Annotated in this window: 20 protein-coding genes and 1 pseudogene; 10 read left to right on the top strand and 11 right to left on the bottom strand. The window is 73.3% G+C overall.

All coding sequences use genetic code 11. The features are described from left to right. The first annotated feature begins 68 nt into the window (after positions 1-68). The gene (locus MMF93_RS23185; RefSeq protein WP_114023967.1) at positions 69-545 is read left to right on the top strand and encodes a MarR family winged helix-turn-helix transcriptional regulator; all 477 of its coding nucleotides are present in this window, start codon (positions 69-71) and stop codon (positions 543-545) included. 106 nt (positions 546-651) lie between these two features. Here MMF93_RS23185 and MMF93_RS23180 read toward each other — a convergent pair whose 3' ends face one another. Then, positions 652-2,103, bottom strand: coding sequence for a sensor histidine kinase (locus MMF93_RS23180; RefSeq protein ID WP_242754464.1), 1,452 nt, complete (start codon positions 2,101-2,103; stop codon positions 652-654). Next, positions 2,096-2,794, bottom strand: a complete 699-nt coding sequence (locus tag MMF93_RS23175) for a response regulator transcription factor (RefSeq protein ID WP_242754462.1) — start codon at positions 2,792-2,794, stop codon at positions 2,096-2,098. The genes MMF93_RS23180 and MMF93_RS23175 overlap by 8 nt, the downstream gene beginning before the upstream one ends. A gap of 125 nt (positions 2,795-2,919) precedes the next feature. Here MMF93_RS23175 and MMF93_RS23170 point away from each other — a divergent pair, with 125 nt between their 5' ends. Next, positions 2,920-3,645, top strand: coding sequence for a PepSY domain-containing protein (locus tag MMF93_RS23170; protein WP_242754460.1), 726 nt, complete (start codon positions 2,920-2,922; stop codon positions 3,643-3,645). A gap of 103 nt (positions 3,646-3,748) precedes the next feature. Here the strand turns inward: MMF93_RS23170 and meaB are convergent, their stop codons facing one another. Further along, on the bottom strand, positions 3,749-4,705 hold the full coding sequence (meaB, locus tag MMF93_RS23165; protein WP_242754458.1) for a methylmalonyl Co-A mutase-associated GTPase MeaB: 957 nt from the start codon (positions 4,703-4,705) through the stop codon (positions 3,749-3,751). A 176-nt stretch (positions 4,706-4,881) separates the two neighbouring features. After that, positions 4,882-6,081, bottom strand: a complete 1,200-nt coding sequence (locus MMF93_RS23160; protein WP_242754456.1) for an acetyl-CoA C-acetyltransferase — start codon at positions 6,079-6,081, stop codon at positions 4,882-4,884. Between the two features lie 135 nt (positions 6,082-6,216). On the opposite strand from MMF93_RS23160, the gene mce reads away from it, so the two are divergent. The 6 genes and pseudogenes from mce to MMF93_RS23125 all read left to right on the top strand — a co-directional run bounded on the left by mce (position 6,217) and on the right by MMF93_RS23125 (position 16,596). Next, positions 6,217-6,657 (top strand): methylmalonyl-CoA epimerase, encoded by a 441-nt coding sequence (mce, locus tag MMF93_RS23155; protein WP_242754454.1) that lies wholly within the window; start codon positions 6,217-6,219, stop codon positions 6,655-6,657. 250 nt (positions 6,658-6,907) lie between these two features. Continuing rightward, a complete protein-coding gene (gene scy / locus MMF93_RS23150) occupies positions 6,908-10,987 on the top strand; it encodes a polarized growth protein Scy (protein ID WP_274709497.1) in 4,080 nt (1,359 codons plus the stop codon). A gap of 126 nt (positions 10,988-11,113) precedes the next feature. Then, positions 11,114-12,064 (top strand): coiled-coil domain-containing protein, encoded by a 951-nt coding sequence (locus MMF93_RS23145; RefSeq protein WP_114023959.1) that lies wholly within the window; start codon positions 11,114-11,116, stop codon positions 12,062-12,064. 163 nt (positions 12,065-12,227) lie between these two features. Next, a pseudogene (locus MMF93_RS23140) lies at positions 12,228-13,187 on the top strand (ABC transporter ATP-binding protein); the annotation flags it as partial. 1,079 nt (positions 13,188-14,266) lie between these two features. Beyond that, positions 14,267-15,580 (top strand): ABC transporter ATP-binding protein, encoded by a 1,314-nt coding sequence (locus MMF93_RS23130; protein WP_242754453.1) that lies wholly within the window; start codon positions 14,267-14,269, stop codon positions 15,578-15,580. Then, a complete protein-coding gene (locus tag MMF93_RS23125; protein WP_242754452.1) occupies positions 15,577-16,596 on the top strand; it encodes an ABC transporter permease subunit in 1,020 nt (339 codons plus the stop codon). Before MMF93_RS23130 ends, MMF93_RS23125 begins: the two co-directional genes overlap by 4 nt. 78 nt (positions 16,597-16,674) lie before the next feature. Here the strand turns inward: MMF93_RS23125 and MMF93_RS23120 are convergent, their stop codons facing one another. Then, on the bottom strand, positions 16,675-17,037 hold the full coding sequence (locus MMF93_RS23120; protein WP_242754451.1) for an ATP/GTP-binding protein: 363 nt from the start codon (positions 17,035-17,037) through the stop codon (positions 16,675-16,677). A gap of 295 nt (positions 17,038-17,332) precedes the next feature. On the opposite strand from MMF93_RS23120, the gene MMF93_RS23115 reads away from it, so the two are divergent. Then, positions 17,333-18,394, top strand: a complete 1,062-nt coding sequence (locus MMF93_RS23115) for an LLM class flavin-dependent oxidoreductase (RefSeq protein WP_242754450.1) — start codon at positions 17,333-17,335, stop codon at positions 18,392-18,394. 188 nt (positions 18,395-18,582) lie between these two features. Here MMF93_RS23115 and MMF93_RS23110 read toward each other — a convergent pair whose 3' ends face one another. Next, positions 18,583-18,975, bottom strand: coding sequence for an SCO5389 family protein (locus tag MMF93_RS23110; RefSeq protein WP_114023953.1), 393 nt, complete (start codon positions 18,973-18,975; stop codon positions 18,583-18,585). Between the two features lie 217 nt (positions 18,976-19,192). On the opposite strand from MMF93_RS23110, the gene nucS reads away from it, so the two are divergent. Next, positions 19,193-19,855 carry an endonuclease NucS gene (nucS, locus tag MMF93_RS23105; protein ID WP_114014059.1) on the top strand — a complete coding sequence of 221 codons (663 nt, stop codon included), beginning with the start codon at positions 19,193-19,195 and terminating at the stop codon, positions 19,853-19,855. 73 nt (positions 19,856-19,928) lie between these two features. Here the strand turns inward: nucS and MMF93_RS23100 are convergent, their stop codons facing one another. The 5 genes from MMF93_RS23100 to MMF93_RS23080 all read right to left on the bottom strand — a co-directional run bounded on the left by MMF93_RS23100 (position 19,929) and on the right by MMF93_RS23080 (position 26,299). Then, positions 19,929-20,606, bottom strand: coding sequence for a response regulator (locus tag MMF93_RS23100; protein WP_242754449.1), 678 nt, complete (start codon positions 20,604-20,606; stop codon positions 19,929-19,931). After that, positions 20,596-21,879: a sensor histidine kinase gene (locus tag MMF93_RS23095; RefSeq protein WP_242754448.1), complete on the bottom strand. Its 1,284-nt coding sequence runs from the start codon at positions 21,877-21,879 to the stop codon at positions 20,596-20,598. Before MMF93_RS23095 ends, MMF93_RS23100 begins: the two co-directional genes overlap by 11 nt. Before the next feature lie 41 nt (positions 21,880-21,920). Next, entirely contained in the window at positions 21,921-22,721 is an 801-nt protein-coding gene (locus MMF93_RS23090) for an ABC transporter permease (RefSeq protein WP_242754447.1), read from the bottom strand. Beyond that, entirely contained in the window at positions 22,718-23,662 is a 945-nt protein-coding gene (locus MMF93_RS23085) for an ABC transporter ATP-binding protein (protein ID WP_242754445.1), read from the bottom strand. Before MMF93_RS23085 ends, MMF93_RS23090 begins: the two co-directional genes overlap by 4 nt. 120 nt (positions 23,663-23,782) lie before the next feature. Continuing rightward, positions 23,783-26,299, bottom strand: a complete 2,517-nt coding sequence (locus MMF93_RS23080) for an ATP-binding protein (RefSeq protein ID WP_242754443.1) — start codon at positions 26,297-26,299, stop codon at positions 23,783-23,785. Between the last annotated feature and the right edge of the window lie 94 nt (positions 26,300-26,393).

Here is a 26,393-nt window from a genome sequence, read left to right as displayed (position 1 = left end):
AACGCTGCGACATCTTCACGCCACACCGCGTAAGCACGTGTGTACGACGCTCGGTAGAGTCTCACGACATGGACACCGACGACGGCACCCGCTGGCTCACCGAGGACGAGCAGCGCGCCTGGCGCACCCACCTGGATGTCAGCAGGCTCCTCAGCTACCAGCTCGAGCGCGATCTCCAGCCGTTCGGGCTGACACTCAACGACTACGAGATCCTCGTCAACCTCTCGGAGTCGGCCGAGCACCGCATGCGGATGACCGACCTCGCCGCCGCCACCCTCCAGTCCAAGAGCCGGCTGTCCCACCAGATCACGCGGATGGAGAAAGCGGAACTCGTGCGGCGCGAGTCCTGCGAGTCCGACAAGCGAGGTCTGTTCGCCGTCCTCACCGACCACGGCTGGAAGACCATGCGGCGCGTCGCGCCCCACCACGTCGCCTCCGTGCGCAGGCACTTCATCGACGGGGTGGACCCGGCCGACCTCGCCCACCTGGAGCGCACGCTCCGACCCCTGACGGAGAAGCTGCGGGCAGGCCGCGGCCGCGTGTGAGGATCCCGGTCCGCCCCTGCCGCCGTTTCCGCGGGGGTCTCGCCCGGCGGAAGCGGTGACACGGCGACGAGGCGGGGGCCGCGGCGGCGCCGGTCCTTTCCTCTTCTCAGCCGTCCGCCGCGGGCAGCCGCAGCACGAACCTGGCTCCCCCGTCCTGCGCGCTGTCCACCCGGAGCGTGCCGCCGTGCCGCTCGGCGACGTCCGCGGCGATGGCCAGCCCCAGCCCCGCACCGCCCTCGTCCCGTGACCGCGCCGCGTCCAGCCGCACGAACCGCTCGAAGATCCGCTCCCGCTCGGCCTCGGGCACCCCTTCCCCGTCGTCGCTGACGGCCAGCGCGAGGTCCCCGCCCTCCCGCCGCACCTCGACGGTGACCCGTGCGGCGGCGTGCCGCTGCCCGTTGTCCAGCAGGTTGCCCAGCACGCGCCCCAACTGGGCCGCCGAGCCGCGCACTTCCCCCTCGTCGAGGGCGGCGATGCGCAGCGGGTGCGGGTCGCGGGGCCGCTGCCCCGCCTGCTCGCGCACCAACGCGGCCAGGGAGACGCGCCCTTCGGCGGGCCGCTCGCCCGCGTCCAGCCGGGCGAGCAGCAACAGGTCGGCGGCGAGGGCCTGGAGCCGTACGGTGTCCTCGACGGCGCCGTCGACGTCGAGGAGTTCGGGGTGCGCGGCGGCGACCTCCAGCTGGGTACGCAGGGAGGCGATGGGGCTGCGCAGTTCGTGGGAGGCGTCGGCGACGAACCGCCGCTGGCGCTCGATGGACCCCTCCAGCGCCGCGAGCGTCTCGTTGGTGGTGCGGGCGAGGCGGGCGACCTCGTCTCTGGCGTCGGGCTCCGGTACGCGGCGCGAGAGGTCGGTGCTGGCGGTGATGGCGCTCATCTCCTGCCTGATGCCCTCCACGGGCCGCAGCGCGCGCCGGGTGACGAGCCAGGTGACGCCGCCGACGACCACGAGCAGCGCGGGCAGCCCGAACAGCATGGAGCGGGTCACCGTGGAGACGGCTTCCTGCTGGGCGCCGAGGGAGGCGCCGGCGTAGACGGTCACGGGGGTGCCTGCGCGGGTGCGGCCCTGGACGGCGGCGAGGCTGAACTCCTGGGAGCCGGTGATGTCGTCCTTGTCGTAGGTGACCTCGCCGTCGTCGTCCACGGGGAAGGTGCGGGTCTCGTCCTCGCTGTCGGTGTCGACCTCGTCGCCGTCCGCGTCCCCGCCCCCGTCGCCGTCCGCGTCTCCCGCGTCGCCGTCGGGCTTGTCCGCGCGGGCGAAGTCGGCCACGGGGCCGCGGCCCTTGAGGGGGTCGCTGGCGCCGAGCACCTTTCCGTCCGCGTCGACGACCTGCACGGGGTCGTCGCCGTCGAGGCCGTCGACGTCCGGGATGCCGCCTTCGGGTACGCCCGCGAGCTGCGCCGCCGTGCCGCGAGCGGAGTTCTCCGCGTTCAGGCGGGCGGTGTCGGCGAGACCGCCCCGCAGCGCCGAGACGACGAAGAAGCCGGCGGCGACCAGGGCGAGCGCCACCACCAGCGTGGCGCCCAGCGCCGCGCGCAGGCGTACGGACGCCCTACGCATCGCGTCGCCCGCCGTCCTCGCGGCCGCCGGCCGCCTCGCCCTGGAGCCGGTAGCCGGCTCCGCGCACGGTGGTGATCCAGCCGGCGCCCAGCTTCCGCCGCAGTGCGCTCACGTACACCTCGACGATGTTGACGTCGCCCTCGTAGGCGAAGTCCCACACGTGTTCGAGGATCTCCGTCTTGGAGACGACCTCCCCCGCGCGGGTGGCCAGGTATTCGAGCACGGCGAACTCCTTGGCCGTCAGCTCGGCCTCGCGCGCGCCCACGGTCACCCGCTGCGCCGCCGGGTCGACGGTCAGCTCGCCGATCCGCAGCGCGACCCTGGCGCCCCGGGTGCGGCGGCGCAGCAGCGCGCGGACCCTGGCCAGCAGCACGACGTAGGAGAACGGCTTGGTGAGGTAGTCGTCGGCGCCGGTGTCGAGGCCTTCGGCCTCGTCGTACTCGCCGTCCTTGGCAGTGAGCATCAGCACCGGCGTCTCGTCGCCCGCGGCGCGCAGCGCACCGCAGACCCGGTAGCCGTTCATGCCGGGGAGCATGATGTCGAGCACGATCAGGTCGTACTCGTGTTCGACGGCCATGTGCAGGCCTTCCGTGCCGTCGTGCACGACGTCCACGGCGAAGCCCTCGGCCGTCAGGCCCCCGGCGAGCGACCTGGCCAGTCGCCGCTCGTCCTCCACGATCAGCAGGCGCATGCGCCCAGCCTGCCAAATCGCGGCTGAAGAGGGCTTCAGGTAGCTTCAGCTCACGTTCAGCAACGGTCGGCCACCGTGGAGTCATCGAAAGCGAGAGCAGCCGAGGAACCGAGGAGTCGAACGTCATGAAGCGCAAGGTCATCATCGCCACCGTCACCGCGGCCGCGCTGGTCGGAGGTGGTACGGCGACCGCCTTCGGGGTCGCGGGCAGCGGCGGCGACAGCGCCGAGGGCAAGCCGGCCTCCTCGTCGCAGTCGCACACCCGCTCGGCCGGACACGACGACGACCTGGGTGACGGTCACGACGACGACCGCGGTGACCGTCACGACCGCGCCGCCGACGGCAAGGACGGCGAGGACGGCAAGGACGGCGACCGCGCCGACAAGGCCGAGGACACCGGCGCCGCGGACGTCTCCTTCGCCCGCGCGGCCCAGTCCGTGCTCGAGGAGGTCCCCGGCAGCATCACCGAGCTGGAGCTGGACACCGACCACAACACGCTCGTGTGGGAGGCCGACGTCCTCGGCAAGGACGGCAAGTGGCACGAGGTGAAGATCGACGCCGCCAAGGGCGACGTCGTCACCAACCGCGTGGACACCCACAAGGACGACGACCGCTCCGTCGCCCGTGCCGCCAAGCTCGACGCCGCCGAGGTGGGCAAGAAGGCCGCGGACGCGACCAAGGGCGCCACCGTCACCTCCGTCAGCCTGGAGGACGACGCCGACGACGGCGCCGCCAAGGGCCACTGGGAGGCCGAGACCGTCGACAAGCAGGGCACCGAGCACGAACTCGTCCTCGACGGCGCCTCCGGCAAGGTGCTCGACCACGAGAGCGACCAGGGCGACGACGACTGATCCGCCGGGCCCCGGCAGGTCACACGGACGGACGAGGGCGGGCGGGTGACATCAGGTCACCCGCCCGCCCTGCCGCATCCGCGCGTCCCGGCTGGCCACGGCGTCACCCCTCGGTGACGCCCTCGACCAGTGCGTCGGCGGCCGCGTACGGGTCCAGCGACCCTTCGACCACCCGGGCGGCCAGCGCGTCCAGCCGCTTGCCGCCGCGCAGCTCGCCCATGCGCTCCCGCAGCGCCGTCAGCGCGATGTTCTCGATCTCCTTCGCGGCCCGCGCGGCGCGGCGCTCGGCGAGCACCCCGTGCTCCTCCATCCAGCCGCGGTGCTTGTCCAGCGCCGCGACCATCTCCTCCACGCCCTCACCGCGCGCGGCCACCGCCTTGACCACCGGCGGCCGCCAGTCGCCCGGACGGCGGGCCTCGCCCAGGCTCAGCATGTGGTTGAGCTCGCGGACGGTCGCGCCCGCGCCGTCCCGGTCGGCCTTGTTGACGACGTACGCGTCACCGATCTCCAGGATCCCGGCCTTCGCCGCCTGGATGCCGTCCCCCATGCCGGGCGCCAGCAGCACCACGCTCGTGTCGGCCTGCGCGGCGATCTCCACCTCCGACTGGCCGACCCCCACCGTCTCGACCAGGACGACGTCGCAGCCCGCCGCGTCCAGCACCCGGATCGCCTGCGGCGCCGCCCACGCCAGGCCTCCCAGATGGCCGCGGGTGGCCATGGAGCGGATGTAGACCCCCGGGTCCGAGGCGTGCTCCCCCATCCGTACCCGGTCACCGAGCAGGGCTCCGCCCGAGAACGGCGAGGACGGGTCCACGGCGAGCACGCCCACCCGCCTGCCCTGCGCGCGGTAGGCGGTCACCAGCGCGGAGGTCGTCGTCGACTTGCCGACACCCGGCGACCCCGTGAGCCCGACCACGTACGCGTTGCCGCAGTGCGGGGCGAGGGCGGCCATGACCTCGCGGAGCTGCGGGGAGGCGCCCTCCACCAGGGAGATCAGCCGCGCCACCGCGCGCGGCGCCCCCTCGCGGGCCGCCGCCACCAACGCTGCGACATCCACCATTGCTCCTACAGCTCCGTTCCTGTGGCTGTGACCAGGCATTCTCCCCCAGCCTCCGCTCTGCCGGCCCGGAGTCAACCGGGTCGGCACCCGCACGTGCGGGGACCGGACCCCGGAGACACCCGGTGATACCCGGAGATATCGGGGCCGGCACCCGAAGGTGCGGGGAGGGGACCTTCCTACGGCACGCGGACGAGCAGCGCGTCGCCCTGACCGCCGCCCCCGCACAGGGCAGCGGCCCCGAGACCGCCCCCGCGCCGCTTCAGCTCCAGCGCGAGATGCAGCACGATCCGCGCCCCGGACATCCCGATCGGGTGTCCCAGGGCAATCGCTCCGCCGTTCACGTTCACCTTTTCGGGGCCAACTCCCAGGTCCTTCATCGACTGGTGGGCCACCGCGGCGAACGCCTCGTTGATCTCGATCAGGTCCAGGTCAGCGACGGAGCCGCCCTCCTTCTTCAGCGCGTGCGCGATGGCGTTGGAAGGCTGCGACTGGAGCGAGTTGTCCGGGCCCGCCACGTTGCCGTGCGCGCCGATCTCGGCGATCCAGGAGACGCCCAGCTCCTCGGCCTTGGCCTTGCTCATCACGACGACGGCCGCGGCGCCGTCGGAGATCTGCGAGGACGAACCTGCCGTGATCGTCCCGTCCTTGGCGAAGGCGGGGCGCAGTTTGCCCAGCGACTCGGCGGTCGAGTCGCCGCGGATGCCCTCGTCCTCACAGACGAGCACCGCGTCGCCCTTGCGCTGCGGAACCTCCACCGGGGTGATCTCCGCTGCGAAGAGCCCGTCGCGCTGGGCGGCGGCGGCGCGCTGGTGGGAGCGGGCCGCGATCTCGTCCTGCACGTCGCGCGGGATGCCCAGGCGGGTGTTGTGCTTCTCGGTGGAGGCGCCCATGGCGATGTTCTCGAAGGAGTCGGTGAGCCCGTCGTGCGCCATGGAGTCAAGCACTTCGAGTGCGCCGTACTTGTAGCCCTCGCGCGACTTGGGCAGCAGGTGGGGGGCGTTCGTCATGGACTCCTGGCCGCCGGCGACGACGACGTCGAACTCACCCGCACGCACCAACTGGTCGGCCAGCGCGATCGCGTCGAGTCCGGAGAGGCAGACCTTGTTCACGGTCAGTGCCGGCACGTTCATGGGGACGCCCGCCTTGACCGCCGCCTGGCGCGCCGGGATCTGCCCGGCCCCGGCCTGCAGCACCTGGCCCATGATCACGTATTCCACCTGGTCCGGCCCGATTCCGGCCCGCTCCAGCGCCGCCTTGATGGCGAAGCCGCCCAAGTCGGCACCGGAGAAGGACTTCAGCGAGCCGAGGAGCCGTCCCATGGGCGTACGGGCGCCCGCGACGATCACGGAGGTGGAGCTGCTGGGAGTGGCAGTCATGAGGTTCCCTTCCGGCGGGGAAGTTAACGAGGGTTACCACTCAAGATACTGAGCGGTACCTGTCCGGGTCACCGGTCGGTGAGTGTGACCGTGCGCACGTTGCGTAACCGGGTGAGGAGCGCTGCACTGTTGCCCATGCTGACGCGTATCGACCACATCGGAATCGCCTGCCGGGACCTGGAAGCCACCGTGGACTTCTACTCCCGCGCCTACGGCTTCGAGGTGTTCCACACCGAGGTGAACCAGGAACAGGGCGTCCGCGAAGCCATGCTGCGGATCAACGGCACGGACGACGGGGGCTCCTCCTACCTCCAGCTCCTCGAACCCATCCAGGAGGACTCGGCGGTCGCCAAGTGGCTGGCCAAGAACGGGGAGGGCGTGCACCACATCGCCTTCGGCACCGCCGACGTGGACGGCGACTCCGAGGCCATCCGCGACAAGGGCGTCCGCGTCCTCTACGACGAGCCCCGGCGCGGCTCCATGGACTCCCGCATCACCTTCCTGCACCCGAAGGACTGCCACGGAGTGCTCACCGAACTGGTGACCTCGGCCACCCCCGGCGACCAGGAGCGGTGAACCCCGCACAGGGGTCCGTACGGCGGGAAACCCCCGCCGCGCCAACGGACCACTGACGTCCGCTTCGGAGCCCGGTAGAGTGGCCTGACGGCCGGGGCGGGCCCTCCCCACCCGACGAGGTCTCCGGGTTGGGGGCTCGGTCCACGTTCCGCCGACGATCTGACACCATTTCCGTCGGGACGTGTCATCAAGTCCGGGGAGAGGGTTCGGATCATCTCCACGACTACCAGGGGACGGATGGGACCGCGCAGTGCGGGGCTACGACCGCTACGAGGCTGACGACCACCTCTCGCAGTTCGAGGCCGAGATGGACCGGCTGAAGAAGGAGCGGGAGAGGGCCGTCGAGCATGCCGACGACCTCGGCTACCAGGTCGAAGTGCTGCGCGCCAAGCTGCATGAGGCGCGCCGCGCGCTGGCCACGCGCCCTGCGGGGTACGACAACCTCTCCCAGCAGGCCGAGCAGTTGCTCCGCAACGCCCAGCTCCAGGCCGACCAGATGCGCGCCGACGCGGAGCGTGAGCTGCGCGACGCGCGGGCCCAGACCCAGCGGCTCCTCCAGGACCAGGCCGAGGCGCAGGCCCGGCTGGAGTCCGAGCTGCACACCGAGGCCGTGCGCCGCCGCCAGCAGCTCGATCAGGAGCTGTCCGAGCGCCGCGCCACGGTCGAGACGCACGTCAACGACAACATCGCCTGGGCCGAGCAGCTGCGCTCCCGCACCGAGCAGCAGGCCCGGCGGCTCATGGAGGAGACCAGGGCGGAGTCCGAGCAGTCGCTGACGCGGGCCCGTGCCGAGGCCCAGCGGCTGACCGAGGAGGCGCGGCAGCGGCTCAGCTCCGAGGCGGAGAACGCCCGCAGCGAGGCCGAGTCGATCCTGCGCCGGGCCCGTGCCGACGCCGAGCGGCTGCTGAACGCCGCCTCCACGCAGGCCCAGGAGGCCACCGAGCACGCCGAGCAGCTGCGTACCACCACCTCGAGCGAGGCGGAGAGCAGCCGGCGCGAGTCGGGCGAGCTGGTGCGGCGCGCCGAGGAGCAGATGCGGCAGGCCGAGGAGGCCCTGCGCGAGGCAGGCGAGAAGGCCTCGGACAAGCTCAGGGAGGCCGAGGACGAGGCGGGCAGGCGGCTCGCGGACGCCGAGTCGGAGAACGAGCAGCGCACCCGTACCGCGAAGGCGGAGGTGGCGCGGCTGGTGGGCCAGGCCACCAAGGAGTCCGAGGCCATCAGGGCCGAGGCCGAGCAGGTGCGCGAGGACGCCAAGGCGGAGGGCGAGCGGCTGATCGCCGAGGCCCGTGAGAAGGCGCGCACCACCACGGCCGAGGAGTCGGCGAACCAGCTGGCGCAGGCCGCCCGCACCGCCGAGGACGTGCTGACCAAGGCGTCCGAGGAGGCCAAGGCCACCACGAAGACCGCGGCCGAGGAGGCCGAGCGGCTGCGCCGGGAGGCCGAGGAGGAGGCCGACCGGCTGCGGGCCGAGGCCCACGACGTGGCCGAGCAGCTCAAGGGGGCCGCGAAGGACGACACGAAGGACTACCGCGCCAAGACGGTCGAGCTCCAGGAGGAGGCGCGCAGGCTGCGCGGCGAGGCCGAGCAGCTGCGGGCCGAGGCCGTCGAGGAGGGCGAGAAGATCCGCGGCGAGGCCCGCCGCGACGCCGTCCAGCAGATCGAGGAGGCCGCCAACCGCGCCGAGGAGCTGCTGGGCAAGGCCAAGGCCGACGCGGAGGAGACCCGCACCGACGCCGCCACGGAGAGCGAGCGGGTGCGCACGGAGGCCATCGAGCGCGCCACGTCGCTGCGCAAGCAGGCCGAGGAGGCGCTGGAGCGGGCCCGCACGGAGGCCGAGGAGCTGAACTCGCTGGCCGAGGAGGCGGCGGAGCAGACCAGGACCGAGGCGGACGAGGCGGCCCGCAAGACCCGCCAGGAGGCCGAGGAGGCCGCCTCGCAGCGGAAGGCCGAGGCCGAGACGGAGCTGACCAGGCTCCGCGAGGAGGCCGAGGCGAAGCTGGCCGAGGCCGAGTCGGGGCTGACCGAGGCCCGCACCGAGGCGGAGCGGCTGCGCGACGAGGCCAGGGCGGAGAGCGAGCGGCTGCGCACGGAGGCGGCGGAGCGCGCGCGCACCCTGCGCGAGCAGGCCGAGGAAGAGGCGGAGCGGCTGCGCACGGAGGCGGCCTCGGACGCCTCGCAGGCCCGTGCGGAGGGCGAGTCGGTCGCCGTCCAGTTGCGCGGCGAGGCGACGGCGGAGGCCGAGCGGCTGCGCGAGGAGGCGCAGGCGACGGCCGACCGGGTGCGCGCGGAGGCCGACGCGGCGGCGGAGCGGACGAACGCGGAGGCCGCCGAGGCGCTGGGCGCCGCCCAGGAGGAGGCCGCCCGGCGTCGCCGCGAGGCCGAGGAGCTGCTGGCCGAGGCCCGCGAGGAGGCGCACCAGGAGCGCACGCAGGCCCGCGAGCAGAGCGAGGAGCTGCTGGCGTCCGCGCGCAAGCGGGTCGCCGAGGCGCAGGCGGAGGCCGAGCGGCTCACGGAGGAGGCCGAGCGCCGCGCGGCGGAGCTGGTGGCCTCGGCCGAGGAGACGGCTCAGCAGGTCAGGGACTCGGTCGCGGGGCTGCGCGAGGAGGCCGAGGAGGAGATCGCCGGGCTGCGGTCGGCCGCGGAGCACGCGGCGCAGACGGTGCGCAGGGAGGCCCGGGAGGAGGCGGACGCCGCCAGGTCGCTGGCGGAGCAGACCGTCTCGGAAGCGGTGACCGAGGCCGAGCGGACTCGCGCGGAAGCACAGCGCGTCAGCGAAGAGGCCCGCACGGAGGCCGACCGTCTCCTGGACGAGGCCCGCGAGGAAGGCGCCAAGAAGCGCACCGAGGCCGCCGAGCAGGCCGACCAGCTCATGGCCAAGGCCCAGGAGGAGGCCGACCGCACCCGCGAGGAGGCTCAGCGCGCGGGCCAGGAGACCCGCTCCGAGGCCGAGCGCTTCGACCGGGAGACCAGGGAAGCGGCTCAGCTCTTCGACCGGGAAACCCGGTCGGCTGCCCAGCAGTTCGACCAGGAGACGCGGTCCGCGGCCGAGCAGTACGGCGCGCAGACCCGCACGGAGGCCGAGCAGTACCGGGACCGGACGCGCGCGGACGCCGAGCAGTTCGGCGAGCGGGTGCGCGCCGAGGCCGAGCAGGCCGGCGAGGAGACGCGGGCCGAGGCCGAGCGGGTCAGCGGGGCGCTGCGCACGGAGGCCGAGCGGTTCGACCGTGAGACGCGCGCCGAGGCCGACCGGTACGACCAGGAGACCCGCGCGGCGGCGGAGCAGTACGACCAGGAGACCCGGGCGGCCGCCCAGCAGTTCGACCAGGACACCCGTGCCGCGGCCGAGCGGTACGCGGAGGAGACGCGCGCCGAGGCCGACCGGCTGCGTGACGAGGCCAGGCAGGACGCCGCGGCCAAGCGCACGGAGGCCGCCGAGCAGGCCGACCACCTGCTGGCCCAGGCCCAGGAGGAGGCGCTGCGCGCCCAGGCCACCGCCGAGGAACAGGCGGACGCCATGGTCGGCGCGGCCCGCGGCGAGTCGGAGCGGCTGGTCAACGAGGCCAGGGGCGAGGGCCGCGAGCTGGTCGAGAAGGCACGCTCGGACGCCGACACGCTGCTGGAGGAGGCCCGCAGCGACTCCGGCGCCATCCGGGAGCGCGCCGAGGAGCTGCGTACCCGCATCGAGGCGGAGGTCGAGGAGCTGCACGAGCGGGCGCGCCGGGAGGCGGCCGAGGCGATGCAGTCGGCCGGGGAGCGCTGCGACAAGCTCGTCCAGGCCGCCGAGGAGCAGCTGGCCGAAGCGCGGGAGAAGGCCGAGGAGTTGCGTTCGGAGGCCAACGCGGAGGCCGGCAAGGTGCGCATCGCCGCCGTGAAGAAGGCGGAGGGCCTGCTGAAGGAGGCGGAGCTCAAGCAGGCGGCGATGGAGCGCGAGGCCCAGCAGTTGCGCGAGGAGGCCACCGAGGAGGCGCAGCGCACGGTCGAGGCCGGGCAGCACGAGCTGGACCTGCTGATGCGGCGCCAGGAGGACATCAACGCGGAGATCTCCCGCGTGCAGGACGTGTTGGAGGCGCTCGAGTCGTTCGAGGCGCCGGGTGCCGCGTCGTCAGGCGGCAAGGACGGTGCGGAGGCGGACGCGGAGTCGGATGCCGGTGCGGATTCCGGTTCGGGTTCCGGTTCGGGTTCGGGTGGCGGTTCGGGGTCCGGTGGCGGCTCGGGACGCGGCTCGGGGTCCGGCAAGAAGGGCGGGCGCGCCTCCGGCGCGAACGGTGGTGTGACAGCGGGCGTTGGCGCTGGTACAACTCGTTCGAATGGCAAGGGTTCGGAGGGTTAGCCACTCGAACGAGGGCACATTCTCCAGATCAAACGCGCATAAGCTCGATGACACGCCGCTTGGACCCCTAGGATTCCCTCTATCACTCCCCCCGTCTGATAACCCGTCTGACTCGACAGGAACCCCATGAGCGACACTTCCTCCCCCTACGGCTTCGAGCTCGTGCGGCGTGGCTACGACCGCGGACAGGTTGACGACCGCATCGCGAAGCTCGTCGCCGACCGTGACAGCGCCCTGGGCCGGATCACCTCTCTGGAAAAGCGCATCGAGGAGCTGCACCTCGAAACGCAGAACGCCCAGGCTCAGGTCAACGACGCGGAGCCGTCGTACGCCGGCCTCGGCGCCCGTGTCGAGAAGATCCTCCGCCTCGCCGAGGAGGAGGCCAAGGACCTGCGCGAGGAGGCCCGTCGCGCCGCCGAGCAGCACCGCGAGCTCGCCGAGGGCGCGGCCCAGCAGGTACGCAACGACGCCGAGCAGTTCGCCGCCGAGCGCAAGCAGAAGGCGGAGGACGAGGGCGCCCGCATCGTCGAGAAGGCCAAGGGCGAGGCCACCACGCTGCGCAGCGACGCGGAGAAGGACGCCCAGTCCAAGCGCGAGGAAGCCGACTCGCTCTTCGAGGACACCCGCGCGAAGGCCGCCCAGGCGGCAGCCGACTTCGAGACCAACCTCGCCAAGCGGCGCGAGCAGTCCGAGCGCGACCTGGCCTCCCGTCAGGCGAAGGCGGAGAAACGGCTCGCGGAGATCGAGCACCGTGCCGAGCAGCTGCGCCTGGAGGCCGAGAAGCTGCGTACGGACGCGGAGCGCCGCGCCCGTCAGACGGTGGAGACGGCGCAGCGTCAGGCCGAGGACATCGTCGCGGACGCCAACGCCAAGGCCGACCGGGTGCGCAGCGAGTCCGAGCGCGAGCTGGCCGCTCTCACCAACCGCCGCGACAGCATCAACGCGCAGCTGACCAACGTGCGCGAGATGCTGGCCACCCTCACCGGTGCGGCCGTGGCCGCCGGCGGGCAGGCGGGCGACGAGGCGGCGGACGAGGAGTCGGCGGGCCGCTCGGTCCCCGCCCAGCAGTCGCGCTGAGGCCACTCCGGCCCTCCCTCCCGGACGCGCGGCTTCGAAGACGCGGTTCCCGGACATGCGAAACGCCCCTCACCGGACGGTGCGGGGCGTTTCGCATGTGTGAATGATGTGCGGATCGTGCGCACGAGTGGCGAGCGTGTCGGTCGCACCGTAGCGTCGAAGAATGATCGAGCTGCGGGACCTGACCAAACGGTACGGGGACAAGACGGCCGTCGAGGGTCTCAGCTTCACCGTACGCCCTGGTACGGTCACCGGCTTCCTGGGCCCGAACGGCGCGGGGAAGTCCACCACCATGCGGATGGTGCTGGGGCTCGACGCCCCCACCCGCGGTGACGTGCGCATCGAGGGCAAGCACTACGGCGAACTGAAGGAGCCGCTCAACAGCATCGGCGCGCTCCTGGAGGCCAAGGGCGTGCACGGCGGCCGCAGCGCCCACAACCACCTGCTGTGCATGGCGCAGTCCAACGGGATCCCCGAGCGCCGGGTCGGTGAGGTGCTGGAGATGGTGGGCCTGCGCGACGTGGCCCGCAAGCGGCCGAAGGGCTTCTCGCTCGGCATGGGGCAGCGCCTCGGCATCGCCGCCGCGCTGCTGGGTGACCCGCGCATTCTGATGTTCGACGAGCCCGTCAACGGCCTCGACCCGGAGGGCATCCACTGGATCCGCACGCTGATGCAGCATCTGGCCCGCGAGGGCAGGACGGTGTTCGTCTCCAGCCACCTGATGAGCGAGATGGCGCAGACCGCCGAGCACCTGATCGTCATCGGCCAGGGCAAGCTGCTGGCGGACACCTCGATGTCGCAGTTCATCGCGGAGAATTCCCGCACACACGTTCGCGTCCGGACGCCCGAACCCGAACGGCTGCTGGACGTCCTGACCACCGAGGGGCTGCGGCCCGCGGCCGGGACGCAGGGAGCGCTGGAGGTGGACGGCGGTGACGCCGCCCGCATCGGCGAACTCGCCGCGGCCCACCGCATCGTGCTGCACGAACTCAGTCCACAGCGGGCCTCGCTGGAGGAGGCGTTCATGCGGCTGACGGCACAGAGCGTCGAGTACCACGGACACGCCCCGGGCAGCGCCCAGGCTCCGCCGGAAGGCGCACAGGTCCCGCCCGGAGCCCCCCCAACCCCCACCGGAAGGCCTCCAGGCCCCGCCAGGAGGCGCACAGGCCCCGCCGGGCAGTCCCCCGCAGGCACCGCCGCCGGGAACTCCGCAGGCACCGCCGCCGGGAGGCCCGCAGGGCCCGCCCCCGGAGGGTCCCGCCTGGGGCGAGGACTGGCAGCGCAGGAGGCGCAGCTGATGAGTCACACCACGCGCGTCCTCAAGTCCGAGTGGACGAAGGTCCGCTCGGTCCACTCCACGATCTGGACCCTCGCCGCTGCGGTCGTCGTCTCCATCGGGCTCGGCGCGCTGATCTGCGCGGTGACCGCCTCGACCTTCGACGACATGTCGACCGTCAGCCGGCGCACGTTCGACGCGACCTACACCAGCTTCGCCGGCATGAGCCTCGGCCAGCTGGCGATGATCGCCTTCGGCGTCCTCGTCGTCTCCGCCGAGTACAGCACCGGCATGATCCGCAACTCGCTGGCCGCCGTACCGCAACGCGGCACGTTCCTGTGGTGCAAGGTGCTGGTCGCCGGGCCACTCGTGCTGGTCGTCGGCCTGATCACGAGCTTCTGCACGTTCTTCCTCGGCCAGGCGCTCCTCGGCGGGCACGGGGTGGGCATCGGCGACCCCGGGGTGCTGCGCGCCGTGGTCGGCGGCGGTCTCTACATGGCGCTGATCGCCCTGTTCGCCGTCGGCATCACCTTCGTGCTGCGCAGCCCGCTGCTCGCGTTCGCCATCCTGATGCCGTTCTTCTTCCTCGTCTCGAACATCCTCGGTTCAGTGGAGGCCACCAAGAAGGTCGGCCAGTACCTCCCCGACCAGGCCGGCACCACCGTGATGTCCGTGGTCCCCGAGACGCTGGACCGCCCCTACGGCCCCTGGGAAGGGCTTCTGATCATGGCCGCGTGGACGGCGGCCGCACTGATCGCCGGCTTCATCGTCCTCAAGAAGCGCGACGCCTGACCCCGGCCCACGACCGGGCGTCAGGCCCCCGCCCACGACCGAGGGGCCGCCTCATGGAACCGAACAGGCCTCTCGTGTCCTCCTAGGCCATGTCCGGGGGCACGTGAGCCCCGAACTGCGTCCAGGGGCAAAGGATGATCGAGGCATACGGCCTGACGAAGCGCTACGGCGCCAAGACGGCCGTGTACAACCTGTCCTTCCAGGTACGGCCGGGGGCCGTCACCGGATTCCTGGGGCCGAACGGCTCAGGGAAATCGACCACCATGCGCATGATCCTGGGGCTGGACGCACCGACGTCCGGGCAGGTCACCGTGGGCGGGCACGCCTTCAGAGGGCTCCCCAACGCCCCACGCCAGGTCGGCGCCCTGCTCGACGCCAAAGCCGTGCACGGCGGCCGCAGCGCGCGCAACCACCTCCTCTCCCTCGCGCAGCTGTCCGGCATCCCGGCGCGCCGCGTCGACGAGGTGCTCGGCGTCGTCGGGCTCCAGGAGGTCGGCAAGAAGCGCTCCAAGGGCTTCTCGCTCGGCATGGGGCAGCGTCTCGGCATCGCCGCCGCGCTGCTCGGTGACCCGCAGGTGCTGCTGTTCGACGAGCCGGTCAACGGCCTCGACCCCGAAGGCATCCTGTGGGTCCGCAACCTGATGAAGCGCCTCGCGAGCGAGGGCCGTACGGTCTTCGTCTCCAGCCACCTGATGAGCGAGATGGCGCAGACCGCCGAGCACCTCATCGTGATCGGCCGCGGGCAGCTGATGGCCGACATGTCCGTGACGGAGTTCATCGCGCGCAACTCCATCGGCTTCGCCCGCGTCCGTACACCCGACAGCGAGCCGCAGCAGCGCGAGAAACTGGTCGCCGCACTGCACGAGGCGGGCGGGCGGACCCAGCCGGAAGAGGACGGCGCGCTCCGCGTCACCGGCCTGGAACTGCCCCGCATCAGCGACCTCGCGCACGGTGCCGACGTGCGGCTGTGGGAGCTCTCCCCGCACCAGGCCTCACTGGAAGAGGCGTACATGCGGCTGACCCAGGGCTCCGTCGACTACCGCTCGACGACCGACATGCGCGCGGGTCTCCAGCAGCCCGCGGCGGCCCCTGCCATGGCAGGCGCGCCCGCCATGGCAGGGGCCGCCGCCCCCGCCGTGCCCGGCGCCGCACCGCAGCAGGCGGCCGTGCCCGGCATGGCCGCCGCGCCCCCGATGCCGCCGGGGCAGCAGGCGGCCCCCGCGCCCGCCCACGGCGCTGCCGCGTATCCGGGAGGGCCGCAGGACGCCCCGCAGCCGGGCGTGCCCGGCGGCGGCACGCTGCAGATGCGCGCGCCGCGCCCCGGCACCAACCCGTACGCCGCCGGCACTCCGGCAGCACCCACCGCTCCCCCGGCGGGCCCCGCGGCCCCGGGCGCGGCTGAGGGCATGCCAGGCGGCAGCACGAACGAAGGCGAGGACGCCCGATGAGCACCCAGCAGCACAACGGCCAGGCGGCCCCCGCCCAGCCGGCGCCCGAGCACGTGCCCGCACCCGCCCCCGCGGGAACGGTCCCACCCGCCGGCCCACCCGCCGGCACGGGCGCCGGGCAGCAGCCAGGGCAAGGGCAGCCCGGCCAGGGCCACTGGCCCGGCGGCATCGCCCCCTACAGCTCCCCCATCCCGATGGCGCGCACCAACCTCGGGCACGCGCTGGTCTCGGAATGGACGAAGATCCGCACCGTCCGCTCCACCGTGTGGACGCTCGGCGTGATGTTCGCTCTCGTCGTCGGCATCGGCCTGCTGTCCGCCGTCGGGCTGAGCGGCGACTACACCGGGATGCCGCTGCTCTCCAGCGGCCTGTTCGGGCTGATGCTCGGGCAGATCTGCGTGATCACGCTCGGCGTGCTGGTCGTCACCTCCGAGTACGGCACCGGCATGATCCGTACGACCCTCACCGCCTGCCCGCAGCGCGGCAGGGTCCTGCTGGCCAAGGCCACGGTCTTCTTCCTGCTGGCGTTCGTGATGACGACGCTCGCCTGCGCCCTCACCGCGCTGATCAACTCCGCGCTGCTGAGCGACCAGACGCTTCCCTCGTACGAGAGGGGCAGCGAACTCGCCGACTCCTTCGAAGGAGGGAAACTCGTCGCCTCCGGCAGCGAGTGGCTGGGTGCGACGGTGGGCGCCGGGCTGTACGTGGCGCTGCTGGGTCTGCTGTCGCTGGCGGTGGGCGCGCTGCTGCGGCACTCCGCGGGCGCGATCACCACCATGCTGGGCGTCGTGCTGCTGCCGCTGCTGATGGCGATGTTCATGGCGGGCGAAGCACTGCAGGACGTACGGGACTTCCTCATCGAGTACTCCCCGCTCAACGGGCTGGCCTCCCTCTACCGCATCCCGATGACCACCGACCAGGACGCCACGGGCTGGCCGCTGCTGGGCGGACTCGCCCTCGTCACTCTCGCCGTCCTCGCGGCGGCCTACGCGCTGCTGAACAAGCGCGACGTGTAGGGCATACGCCCCGTCCGGACGCCGACGTCCCCCTTCCGTGACGAGAGGTTCGGTACCGAGAGGCCCGGTACCGAGAACTCAGTACCGAGGGGCGTTGCGGGACCGCTGGAGCCTGGCGCTCCGGCGGTCCCGTGCTCTCCAGCACGCTCCGTGCCAGTGGCGCCGGTCGGCGACGTCGCCGAGCAGCGGCCAGGCGACGACGTGCGGGACGCCGGGGGTGATCTCCTGATCGCACCCGGGGCACCGGTAGCGCTTGAGCGCCGCGCCTCCGCTTATCCGGCGGACCGCCCACTCCTCCCCCCGCCAGTCCTCGGTGCGCTCCAGGCCGAAGCGCTCGCGGCCCTCGCGCTCGTCCTCGTCACGACGCGCCCCGGCGCCGGTGCGGGCGGCCTTTGCTGGTTTGGCGGCACCGCTGCGGGAGCGGTTTCGACGCGGGGACACGTGGGGCACCTCGGTGGGTCGGCGACGGTGGACGGCGGACGGCCCCTCGCCGCTCCGGGGCCGCACGCTTGGGCCACGGGCCGGCGGTGGCCGTGTGCTGTCCAGCCTACGCACGCCGTGGAGCGCTGCCGCCGGTTGTCCACAGGCGGGCCCGGGTTGCCGTTCATCACACGAATCGGATCACGGGCCGTGCCTTTGGCACGTGTCAGGCGTTAGTGCTGATGAGGTGTCCGGTCCTGCGGACACGCGGCCCGGACCAAGCCGTCGGTCGCGGGCCCACTGAGGGCGGTGGGAAATGCGAGTTGGAGCTTTCGTCCTGGGCGCACAGTTCCCGGGTCAGGGGCAGGGCGAGGCGTTGGACCGCGCGGTCCGGGCCGGTGAGGAAGCCGAGGCGGCAGGACTCGCCGACGTCTGGCTGGCCGAGCACCACTTCGTGTCCTACGGCGTGTGCCCCTCGGCCGTGACCCTCGCGGCGCTGCTGCTGGGGCGCACACGGCGGATCGGCGTCGGAACGGCCGTCAGCGTGCTGCCCGCCGCGCATCCGGTCGCCCTCGGTGAGCAGACGGCGCTGCTGCACCTGCTGTCCGAAGGACGCTTCACCCTCGGTGTGGGCCGGGGCGGCCCCTGGGTGGACCTGGAGGTGTTCGGCGGTGGGCTGCCGGCGTTCGAGGAGGGCTTCCCCGAGGCACTCGACCTGCTGCTGCGGTGGCTGCGCGAGCCGCGGGTCTCGGCGGACGGGGAGCGGTACCGCTTCCGTGAGGTACCGGTGGTGCCGCGCCCGGACTGCGCGATCGCCCCGCGCGAGCGGGAGGGCCGGGCGGGCGGGACCGCAGCACCGGGTCTGGTCGTCGCCTGCACCTCGCCGGGGACGCTGCGGCTGGCCGCCGCGCGACTGCTGCCCATGCTGCTGGGCATGCACTGCGGTGACGAGGAGAAGGCGGAGATGACGCGCATGTGGCGCCGTGAGGCACGCGCCGCCGGCCATCCGCACGAGGAGGTCGAGGCCGCCGCGGCCCGGCACGTCTCGGCCGGCGTGGTCCAGGTCGGCGACTCGCGCGCGGAGGCGCGGGAGACGCTGCTCAAGGCGATGCCGGGCTGGCTGCGCGAGGGTCTTGGCCAGCATGTGACCGTCGACGGGCGGCCCCGCCGCATGCGCGACCCGCTCGGCTACACGGAGCTGCTGTGCGAGCTGCATCCGGTGGGCGCCCCGCGGGAGTGCGCCGACCGGCTCGCGGCGAGCGCAGAGCGCACCGGCATCAGCCGCTTCGCTCTGCTGGTGGAGGGCACCGGGGACCGCGACGGCACCGTGCGGAACATCCGCAGGCTGGCCGACGAGGTGCTGCCCCTCGTCGGGTGAGGGAGCGGCCTCTCGTCGGCTGAGAGAGAGGCTGCTCGTCGGCTGAAGGAGGGGCGGCGGCGCGCCTCGCGGAACGGCCGAAAAGTGCCGCAAGGGCCCGAACGCCGTTGCGGCGGTGTCCACCACCGCCGCAACGGCGCACGCCCCGCAGGACGCGTCGGCCACCTCGGCCGCCGGGGACCGGGCGGTCAGCAGTCGCGCAGCTCCGGGGACTGGTTGAGCAGCTGGCCGCGCAGGGAGGTGAAGCGGGTGAGGCGCTCGTCCGCCGACGGGTCGAGGGGGAAGACCGCGACCCGGTGGCAGTTCTGGAACGCGAGCCGTACCCCGAAGTGGCGTTCCAGCGCTCCGCGTATCGCATCGCTCGCCAGCGCGCGGAGCAGCTGACCGCGGTGCTGCTCGTCCGGGGGCGGCGTCTGGTTGTCGGCGAACTCACCGCCGTCCACCTTCAACTGCGCGACGAGCGAACTGACCATCTCCCACGCGTACGGGAGGGACGTGCGGACGCAGTCGACGAACGCCGCCTCATCCACCTCGCCACGCTCTGCCTGTTCCAACAGCGCAGGTGGGACGTCGAGCGACATGGGTTTCTCCTCTCGCGACCCGGCCCGTGGAGCCGGATCTCTTGGGGGTGAAAGGACATCACCGTGTAGTCGCGCAACCTCGGACGGCGACGCCCAGCCTTACCGTACGGCTCCTGGGGCGAATCAGCACGAGAATGGGAATACTCGCGCCACTGCCGAACACCCCATCCGGGGGCGAATCGCGCGCGGGCCCGGCCGTCAAGTAGCGTGACCGACCATGCGTCTCGTCATCGCCCGCTGCTCTGTCGACTACGCCGGCAGGCTCACCGCGCACCTTCCGTCCGCGCCCAGACTCATCCTGATCAAGGCCGACGGATCGGTCTCCGTGCACGCCGACGACCGTGCCTACAAGCCCCTCAACTGGATGTCCCCGCCCTGCACCCTCAAGGAGGGGGACGATCAGCGCTGGACGGTGGAGAACAAGGCCGGCGAGAAACTGATCATCACGATGGAGGAGATCCTGCACGACTCCTCGCACGAGTTGGGGGTCGACCCCGGGCTGATCAAGGATGGCGTGGAAGCACACCTCCAGGAACTTCTCGCGGACCGGATGGAGACGCTGGGCGACGGATGGACGCTGATCCGGCGCGAGTTCCCCACCGCCATCGGCCCCGTGGACATCCTGTGCCGGGACGGCGACGGGGCCACCGTCGCCATCGAGATCAAGCGCCGCGGTGAGATCGACGGCGTCGAACAGCTCACCCGCTACCTGGAGCTCCTCAACCGCGACCCCCACCTGTCGCCGGTGAAGGGCGTCTTCGCGGCGCAGGAGATCAAGCCGCAGGCCAGGGTGTTGGCCTCCGACCGCGGTATCGACTGCGTCACCCTCGACTACGACGCCCTGCGCGGCATCGAGGACGACAAACTCCGGCTCTTCTGACGCTCCCCGCGCCGCGCCCGGGCGGCGCGGACGGCACGGGCGGCGCGGACGGCGCGGACGGCACGGGGGGGCCTCAGTCCTCGTCGCGGCCGAGGATCCCGCGCCCGTACGCGGTGGCCACCGCTGCCGCGCGGTCGTTCACCCCGAGCTTGGCGTACAGGTGGGTGAGGTGCGTCTTGACGGTGGCCTCGCTGATGAACAGCAGCCGGGCGATCTCCCGGTTCGGCGTCCCCTTGGCCACCAGGATGAGCACCTCGCGCTCGCGGGTGCTCAGCGCGTTCCTGCCGGCCTCCGGGCGCGGGGTCCGGACGCGGTCGACCAGGCGGGAGGCGACAGCGGGAGACAGCACGGTCCGGCCGGCGGCCACGTCCCGCACGGCAGCGAACAGTTCGCGCGGCGGCGCGTCCTTGAGCAGGTAGCCGCTCGCCCCGGCCTCGATGGCCGGCAGGGTGTCGGCGTCGGTGTCGTACGTGGTCAGGACGAGTACCTTGCACGGCAGCCCGCGTGCGACGATCCCCGCGATGGCCTCCACTCCCCCGCCGCCCGGCATCCGCAGGTCCATCAGCACCACATCGGGGCGCAGTTCGGCCGCCAGCCGCACACCTTCCAGCCCGTCCGCCGCCTCCCCCAGCACCCGGAAGCCAGGCCCCCGCTCGAACATGGCGCGCAGCCCGTCGCGGACCACCGGATGGTCGTCGACGAGCAGCACGGAGACGGGCTCAGGACCGGGCGGCGGTTGTTCAGTCGTCATGGCGGACCAACGGTACGCGAGCGGAGATGGCCGTCCCTCCTCCCGGCTCCGTCTCGACCTCGACCGTGCCGGCGAGGCGTTCGGCCCTGGCGCGCATGCCGCCCAGCCCGAACCCTCCCTGCGTCCCCGGGCGCTCGCGGACCGCGTCCGCGTCGAAGCCCTGCCCGTCGTCGCGGACATCCAGGGTGACCTCGTCGCCCATGTACGAGAGCGTGACGCCTGCGCGGGTGGCGCGGGCGTGCCGGTCGACGTTGGTGAGCGCCTCCTGGGCGATGCGCAGCAAGGTGGCCTCCACCTCGGCGTGCAGCGGCTCGGCGGCTCCGGTGACGGTGAAGTCGGCCCGCACTCCGGCGGAGCGTGCCCACGCGTCGGTGGCCTTCTCCAGCGCTGTGGGGAGCGCGTCGTGTTCGAGCTCCCTGGGTGCGAGGTTCTGTACCGAGCGGCGGGCCTGCGCGAGGCTCTCGCGGGCCAGTTCGCCGGCCAGGCCCAGGTGGGAGCGGGCGGTCTCGTGCGACTCGCTGTCGGAGGCGGCCCTCAGCTGGGTGATGATCCCGGTCAGCCCCTGGGCGAGGGTGTCGTGGATCTCCGCCGCGAGCCTGCGCCGCTCGTCGCTGATACCGGCTTCCCGCGCCTGGAGGAGCAGTTGGGCGTGCAGGCCCGCGTTCTCCTCCAGCGCCTGTTCCAGCCGGGCGTTGGTGCGGCCCAGTTCGGCGATGGTGGCCTCCCTGGCGCGGGCGTTCTCGTCCTCCTGCTGTGCGAGCCGGGCGAAGTAGAGCACCATCCAGGCGTTCAGCAAGAAGAGCGCGGCGAAGATCAGCCAGCCCACCGGGGGTCCGGGCGGCAGACCTCCTGACTGGGATCCGGCCATGGTGGCCGCGTTGGTGAGGAGCCCGGCGCGCACCCAGCGCTCCGGCAGCCGTCGGGCGGCGTCGAAGTAGCCTGCCACCGCGTAGAGCGCGCAGAACGGGTTGAGCAGCGTCAGCACTCCGGCGAGCACCGTGCGGGTGACGTAGTAGACGGCACCGAGCGGTCCTGGCCCGGGTGCCGTGCGCACCGCGCGGCCCCACCAGAGCTGGAGGACGAGCGCCGCCGCGCCGAGCACGGCGGCGGCCACCGCCTCGCTCTCGGTCATCAGCTCGGTCCGGGTCGCCGCCGTCAGGGCCGCGCTCAGGGCGAGGAGCGCGTAGGGCCCCCACCTGAAGAAGCGGTCCCAGCCCCTGAGCAGGGCCGCCGCCTCCTGGTGTGCGGGCTCCGCCGCGCCGGCTTCGGTCATGGCACCAGTCTCGCCCGCGCGCGGCGCCGTGCGGGCGTCGGCTACTCCCAGCGGAACCGGCGCACCGCCGTCCACACGAAGACCGCTGTCCACAGCGCCGTCACCCCCAGATGCGTCCAGCCGGGCCAGCTGCCCGTCGCCGCCTGGTCCAGGGCCTGGGAGGCGGCGCCGAACGGGGTGAACTCGACGAGGTGGCGGAGGGTGTCGGGCATCGCCTGGACCGGGAGCCACACTCCGGCGGTGAACATCATGGGGAAGAAGGCGAGGGTGCCGACCGTCTGAGCGATCTTGGTGGTCCTGGCGGTCGCGCTGAGCACGGCGCCGAGGGAGAGGGCCGCGCCCGCGGTCAGAGCGGCGGCCACCAGGTATCCGGCGAGCTGCCCGGGCAATGAGACATCGAAGGCGAGCCGCCCGATGGCAAGGACGAGGAGTACCGAGGCGGCGCTGGCGCAGCCGTGGAGCACGATCTGGGCGGTCAGCAGGTGGTGGGGTCTGGCGGGGGTGGCGCGGAGCCTGCGCAGGATGCCGAGTTCGCGGTAGCCCGTCAGGATGCCCGGCATCGTCTGCACACCGGAGACGATCATCGACAGCAGGACGGCCACCGGGACGTACAGGTCCACCGTCCGCCGCCCGCCGAGATCGGCGGACGCCTCGCGGAAGGAGGGGATGCAGCCGAGGATCGTCAGCAGTGCGGGCGGGAAGACGACGACCCAGAAGAGTGCGCCCGGCTCGCGCAGGAAGAGCCGGAACTCGGTGCGCAGGACGGACAGCAGGGCGGACGGGCCCGCCGGCTTGGCGCCGTTCGGGGGCGCGGCCGTGCCGGACAGGTGCGCGGTCGTCATGTCAGGTTCTCCTGGTGGGCGTGTGCCGGGCGGGGCGCCGGGGACTCGTTGCCGGTCAGGTCGAGGAAGGCGTCGTCCAGCGAGGCGTCCTTGACGCGGAGTTGGCCCGCGGTGATGCGGCGCCGCGCCAGGGTGGTCAGGAGGGCGTCGACCGTCTCGTCCGTGCCGTGCAGGGTGACGCGGGGCCCCTGGGTCCGTACCGAGCGGGCTCCGGGAAGCGCGCTCAGCTCCCCTTCGGGCAGCGGCTGCGAGGGGGTGAAGGCGATGACCGTGGGGTCGGCCTTCTGGCTGATCAGCTCGGCCGGGGTGCCCAGCGCGGCCAGTCGGCCCCCGTCGATGACGGCGACCCGGTCGCAGAGCCGCTGCGCCTCCTCCATGAGGTGGGTGACCAGCAGCACCGTCACTCCGGAGGCGCGGATGTCCTCGACCAGTTCCCACACCGTCCGGCGGGCCCGGGGGTCCAGGCCGGTCGTCAGCTCGTCCAGCACCACGGCCCTGGGGCTGCCGACCAGGGCCAGGGCGATGAACAGCCGCTGCTTCTGGCCACCCGACAGCGTGCCGAACCGTACGTCGAGGCGGTCCTGGAGCCCCAGCCTCGCGGCGAGGGAGCGCCAGTCGGCCGGCCGCCGGTAGAACGCGGAGTACATGCGCAGCGCCTCGCGCACCGTGATCTTGGGCTGGAGCCGGCTCTCCTGGAGCTGGGCGCCGAGGAGTTGCGCGACGTCGTCGTGGTCGGCGACGGGGTCGAGACCCGCGACGCGGATCCGCCCCGCATCAGGGGCGCGCAGCCCCTCCACGCACTCGACCGTGGTGGTCTTCCCCGCGCCGTTCGGGCCGAGGACGCCGAAGATCTCGCCCTCCTCGACGCAGAAGCTCACGCCGTCCACGACCGGGCGCCCCGCGTACTCCTTGCGCAGCCCGCTGACTTCGATGAGTGGCATGGCACGAGCGTGCCGCCGCGGCCACCGTGCGCACATCGCCCAACGCTCTCGTCCTGGCATCAACCGATCGGCTGATGCCAGGACTACGACCCGGCTGCGGTTCTCTGCTGCCGGCTCCCGCTACCGGCCGGACCCGCTCGGCGTGCCCGGCTGCGTGCTGCCGCCGCCGGGGGCCCGGCCTGTGGGCGCGCCGCTGGAGGAACCGCCGTCGCCGCCGTCGTTGCCGCTCGAGGAGGGCGAGGACGGCGGGTCCTGCGTGGTCGGGTCGTCGGTGGGCGGGTCCGAAGGGTCGTCGGAGGTGGGCGGGTCGTCCGGCGACGACGGCGGGTCGTCAGGGGAGGAGGGCGGGTCCTCGGGCGAGGAGGGCGGGTCGTCCTCTCCGGGGTCGCTGGAGGGCTCCTCGGGAGAGCTGGGGGTGTGCTTGCCCGGGCTGGTCTCGTGCGTGGGCGCCTGGCTCTTGTGCGCGCCGGAGCCCGGGGCCTTCGTGTCCCGCGACGGGGTGCCGGCGGCCGGCTGGCGGCCGGCGGGGGCACCGGTGTCGCCGCTGTCCCCGGGCGCCTCGTCACCGGGTGCGTTGTCCTGGTCGTCGTGGGAGGTGGAGGAGTCGGGCCGCACGGTGTCGGGTGTGCTGTCGTCGGAGACGGTGCCCAGGGTGACGACGGTGCCGAGCACGGCGGCGAGCAGGGCGCCGGCGCCCGCCGCCGCCACGTTCCGCTTGCTGCTGGTGAAGGCGCGCCAGCCGCGCGGGGCGCCGTGCCGTCCGCTGCGGCCCGGTCCGCCTACGGGGCCGCCGGCCGCGCCCGAGGAGGGGAAACCCTCGTCGGACGGGGAGATCAGCGTGCCGCCCGGCGCCTGGTCCGCGGAGTCGGCCGAGGAGACGACCGCGGTGGTCGCGCCGGTGGAGCCGGGCGGCGTGGTCGCCGCCCTGGGCTGCGGCGCCACGGGAACCGCGTCGGTCGGGGTCTTCGACGCGTCGGCCGGTGCCTGCTCGCCTGCCGGTGTCGGCCGGGTCCATGCCCCGAAGGCCGCTCCCGCCGCGCCCGCGGCACCGGCCGCCGGGGAGGCGAGCCGGTCGTTCACCAGAGCGAGCGCCCTGCGGCCCGCGACCATGCCGCGCTGCTCCGCGAGGGTGCCCCGCAGCGCGATCGCGGCCTCCAGCTCGGTACGCGCCCGCTCCGGGTTGCCCGCGGCCAGCGCGAGGATGCCCAGCTCGTGGTGGAAGTAGGCCTCCTCGGCGAGCTCGCCCGAGGCGCGGGCCGACTCCTGTCCGCAGCGCAGCATCCGCTCCCAGGCGCTCCAGCGCATCCCTGCCGCGAGAACGGGTGCGGCGGTGCGGGCCAGCAGCACGGCGGCGCTGGAGCTGCCGCCCTGGTGGGCGCCACGGGCGGCGGCCAGAGCCGCGTCGGCCTCCTGGGTGACCCGGTCGGCGCTGACGGAGGGGTGCCCCGTCCACCAGGTGTAGTGCTGAGCGGCGGCGAGCGCGTGGGCGTCGCTGCCGTCGCCGTAACCGGCCTCGGCGAGCTGCTCGGCGACGCCCGCGGCCAGCTTGAAGTGGTCGCCCGCCGGGCTGATCAGGCCGAAGGCCAGCAGTTCCGTGACGCTGTCGTCGGCGTTCGGGTCACCGGTGAGCGCGGGCAGGTGGGTGGGGTGCGGGACCTCGCCGTCGAGCGCGAGGGCGAGGCGCAGTGCCTCACGGCCCGACTCGGGGAGCGCAGCGGCCAGCGGGGGCGCGAGGGCGGCGTCGCCGGCGAGTCCCGGCACGACACCGCCGTCGGCCTGCAACCGCAGCAGCGCGCCGGCCTGGACGAAGCGCAGCGCCAGGCCCTCCGCGGCGAACCAGAGTCCGGCCGCCCAGTCGGCCTCCTCGTCGGTGAGCTGCCGGTGGATGGCCCGCTCCAGCAGGTCGAGGCAGGCGGTGCGGCTCAGCCCCGCCAGGAAGACCTCCTCGACGCAGGAGTCCGCGGCCGGCGCGGTCACGCCGGGGGTGGCGGCGAACAGGAAGGCGCACTCGGGCGTGGCCCGCAGCAGTTCGTCGAGGGCCGCGCCGCCGAACTCCAGGTCGTCGACGAGCACGATGGCGCCGATCCCGGCCAGGGCGCGCACCAGTTCGGTCTTGCCCGGCCGGTGGAGAGGGGCGCTGTGCACGGCCGCGAACAGGTCGTACATCAGGTCGCTCGGGGTACGGCGGTGTCCGCTGAGGCGGACGACGCCGTCGGGGGCGAGGTGGGCGACGTCCTCGGCGACGACGTCGAGCAGGACGCTGCGGCCCGACCCGGCGGGCCCGGTCAGCCGCACGGAGCGGCCCCGCGAGAGCAGCCGTACCAGCCGCTCGCGCTCCTCGTCCCGCTCGACGAGGCTGCCGGGCGGCAGCTTCGCGGCGGCCGTGGGGGTCTCGGCCACCGGCCGGTCGGGCGCGGCGAGCTTGGGCGGCGTCTCCTGCCGGGCGCCGGGCGGGCAGGGCTCGACCTCGCTGCCGTCGACGGGATTGACCGTGACGAGGTACTGCTCGGCGACGAGCCGCACGGCCCTGGCCGCCTCGCCGTTGGGGCCGTCGGCGCCGGGGGCCGGGCCGGGCGCGTCGCCGGTGGGCTCGTACGGGTCCCCGTGCGGGGGTCGGTCGCTGGCGTGCCGATCCATGGTCATGTCTCCCAAGAACAGATGTCGCGACCGGCCACCCGAGCGGGGTCGGTCCGGCGCGCGCTCTCCATTCTCCAGGAAGCGGAGCGATGCG

This window comes from Streptomyces tubbatahanensis (assembly GCF_022699385.1).
In the GTDB taxonomy this organism is placed as follows: domain Bacteria; phylum Actinomycetota; class Actinomycetes; order Streptomycetales; family Streptomycetaceae; genus Streptomyces; species Streptomyces diacarni.
Note: the sequence above shows the minus strand (reverse complement) of the source record. Positions and strands in the feature narration are given on the sequence as shown.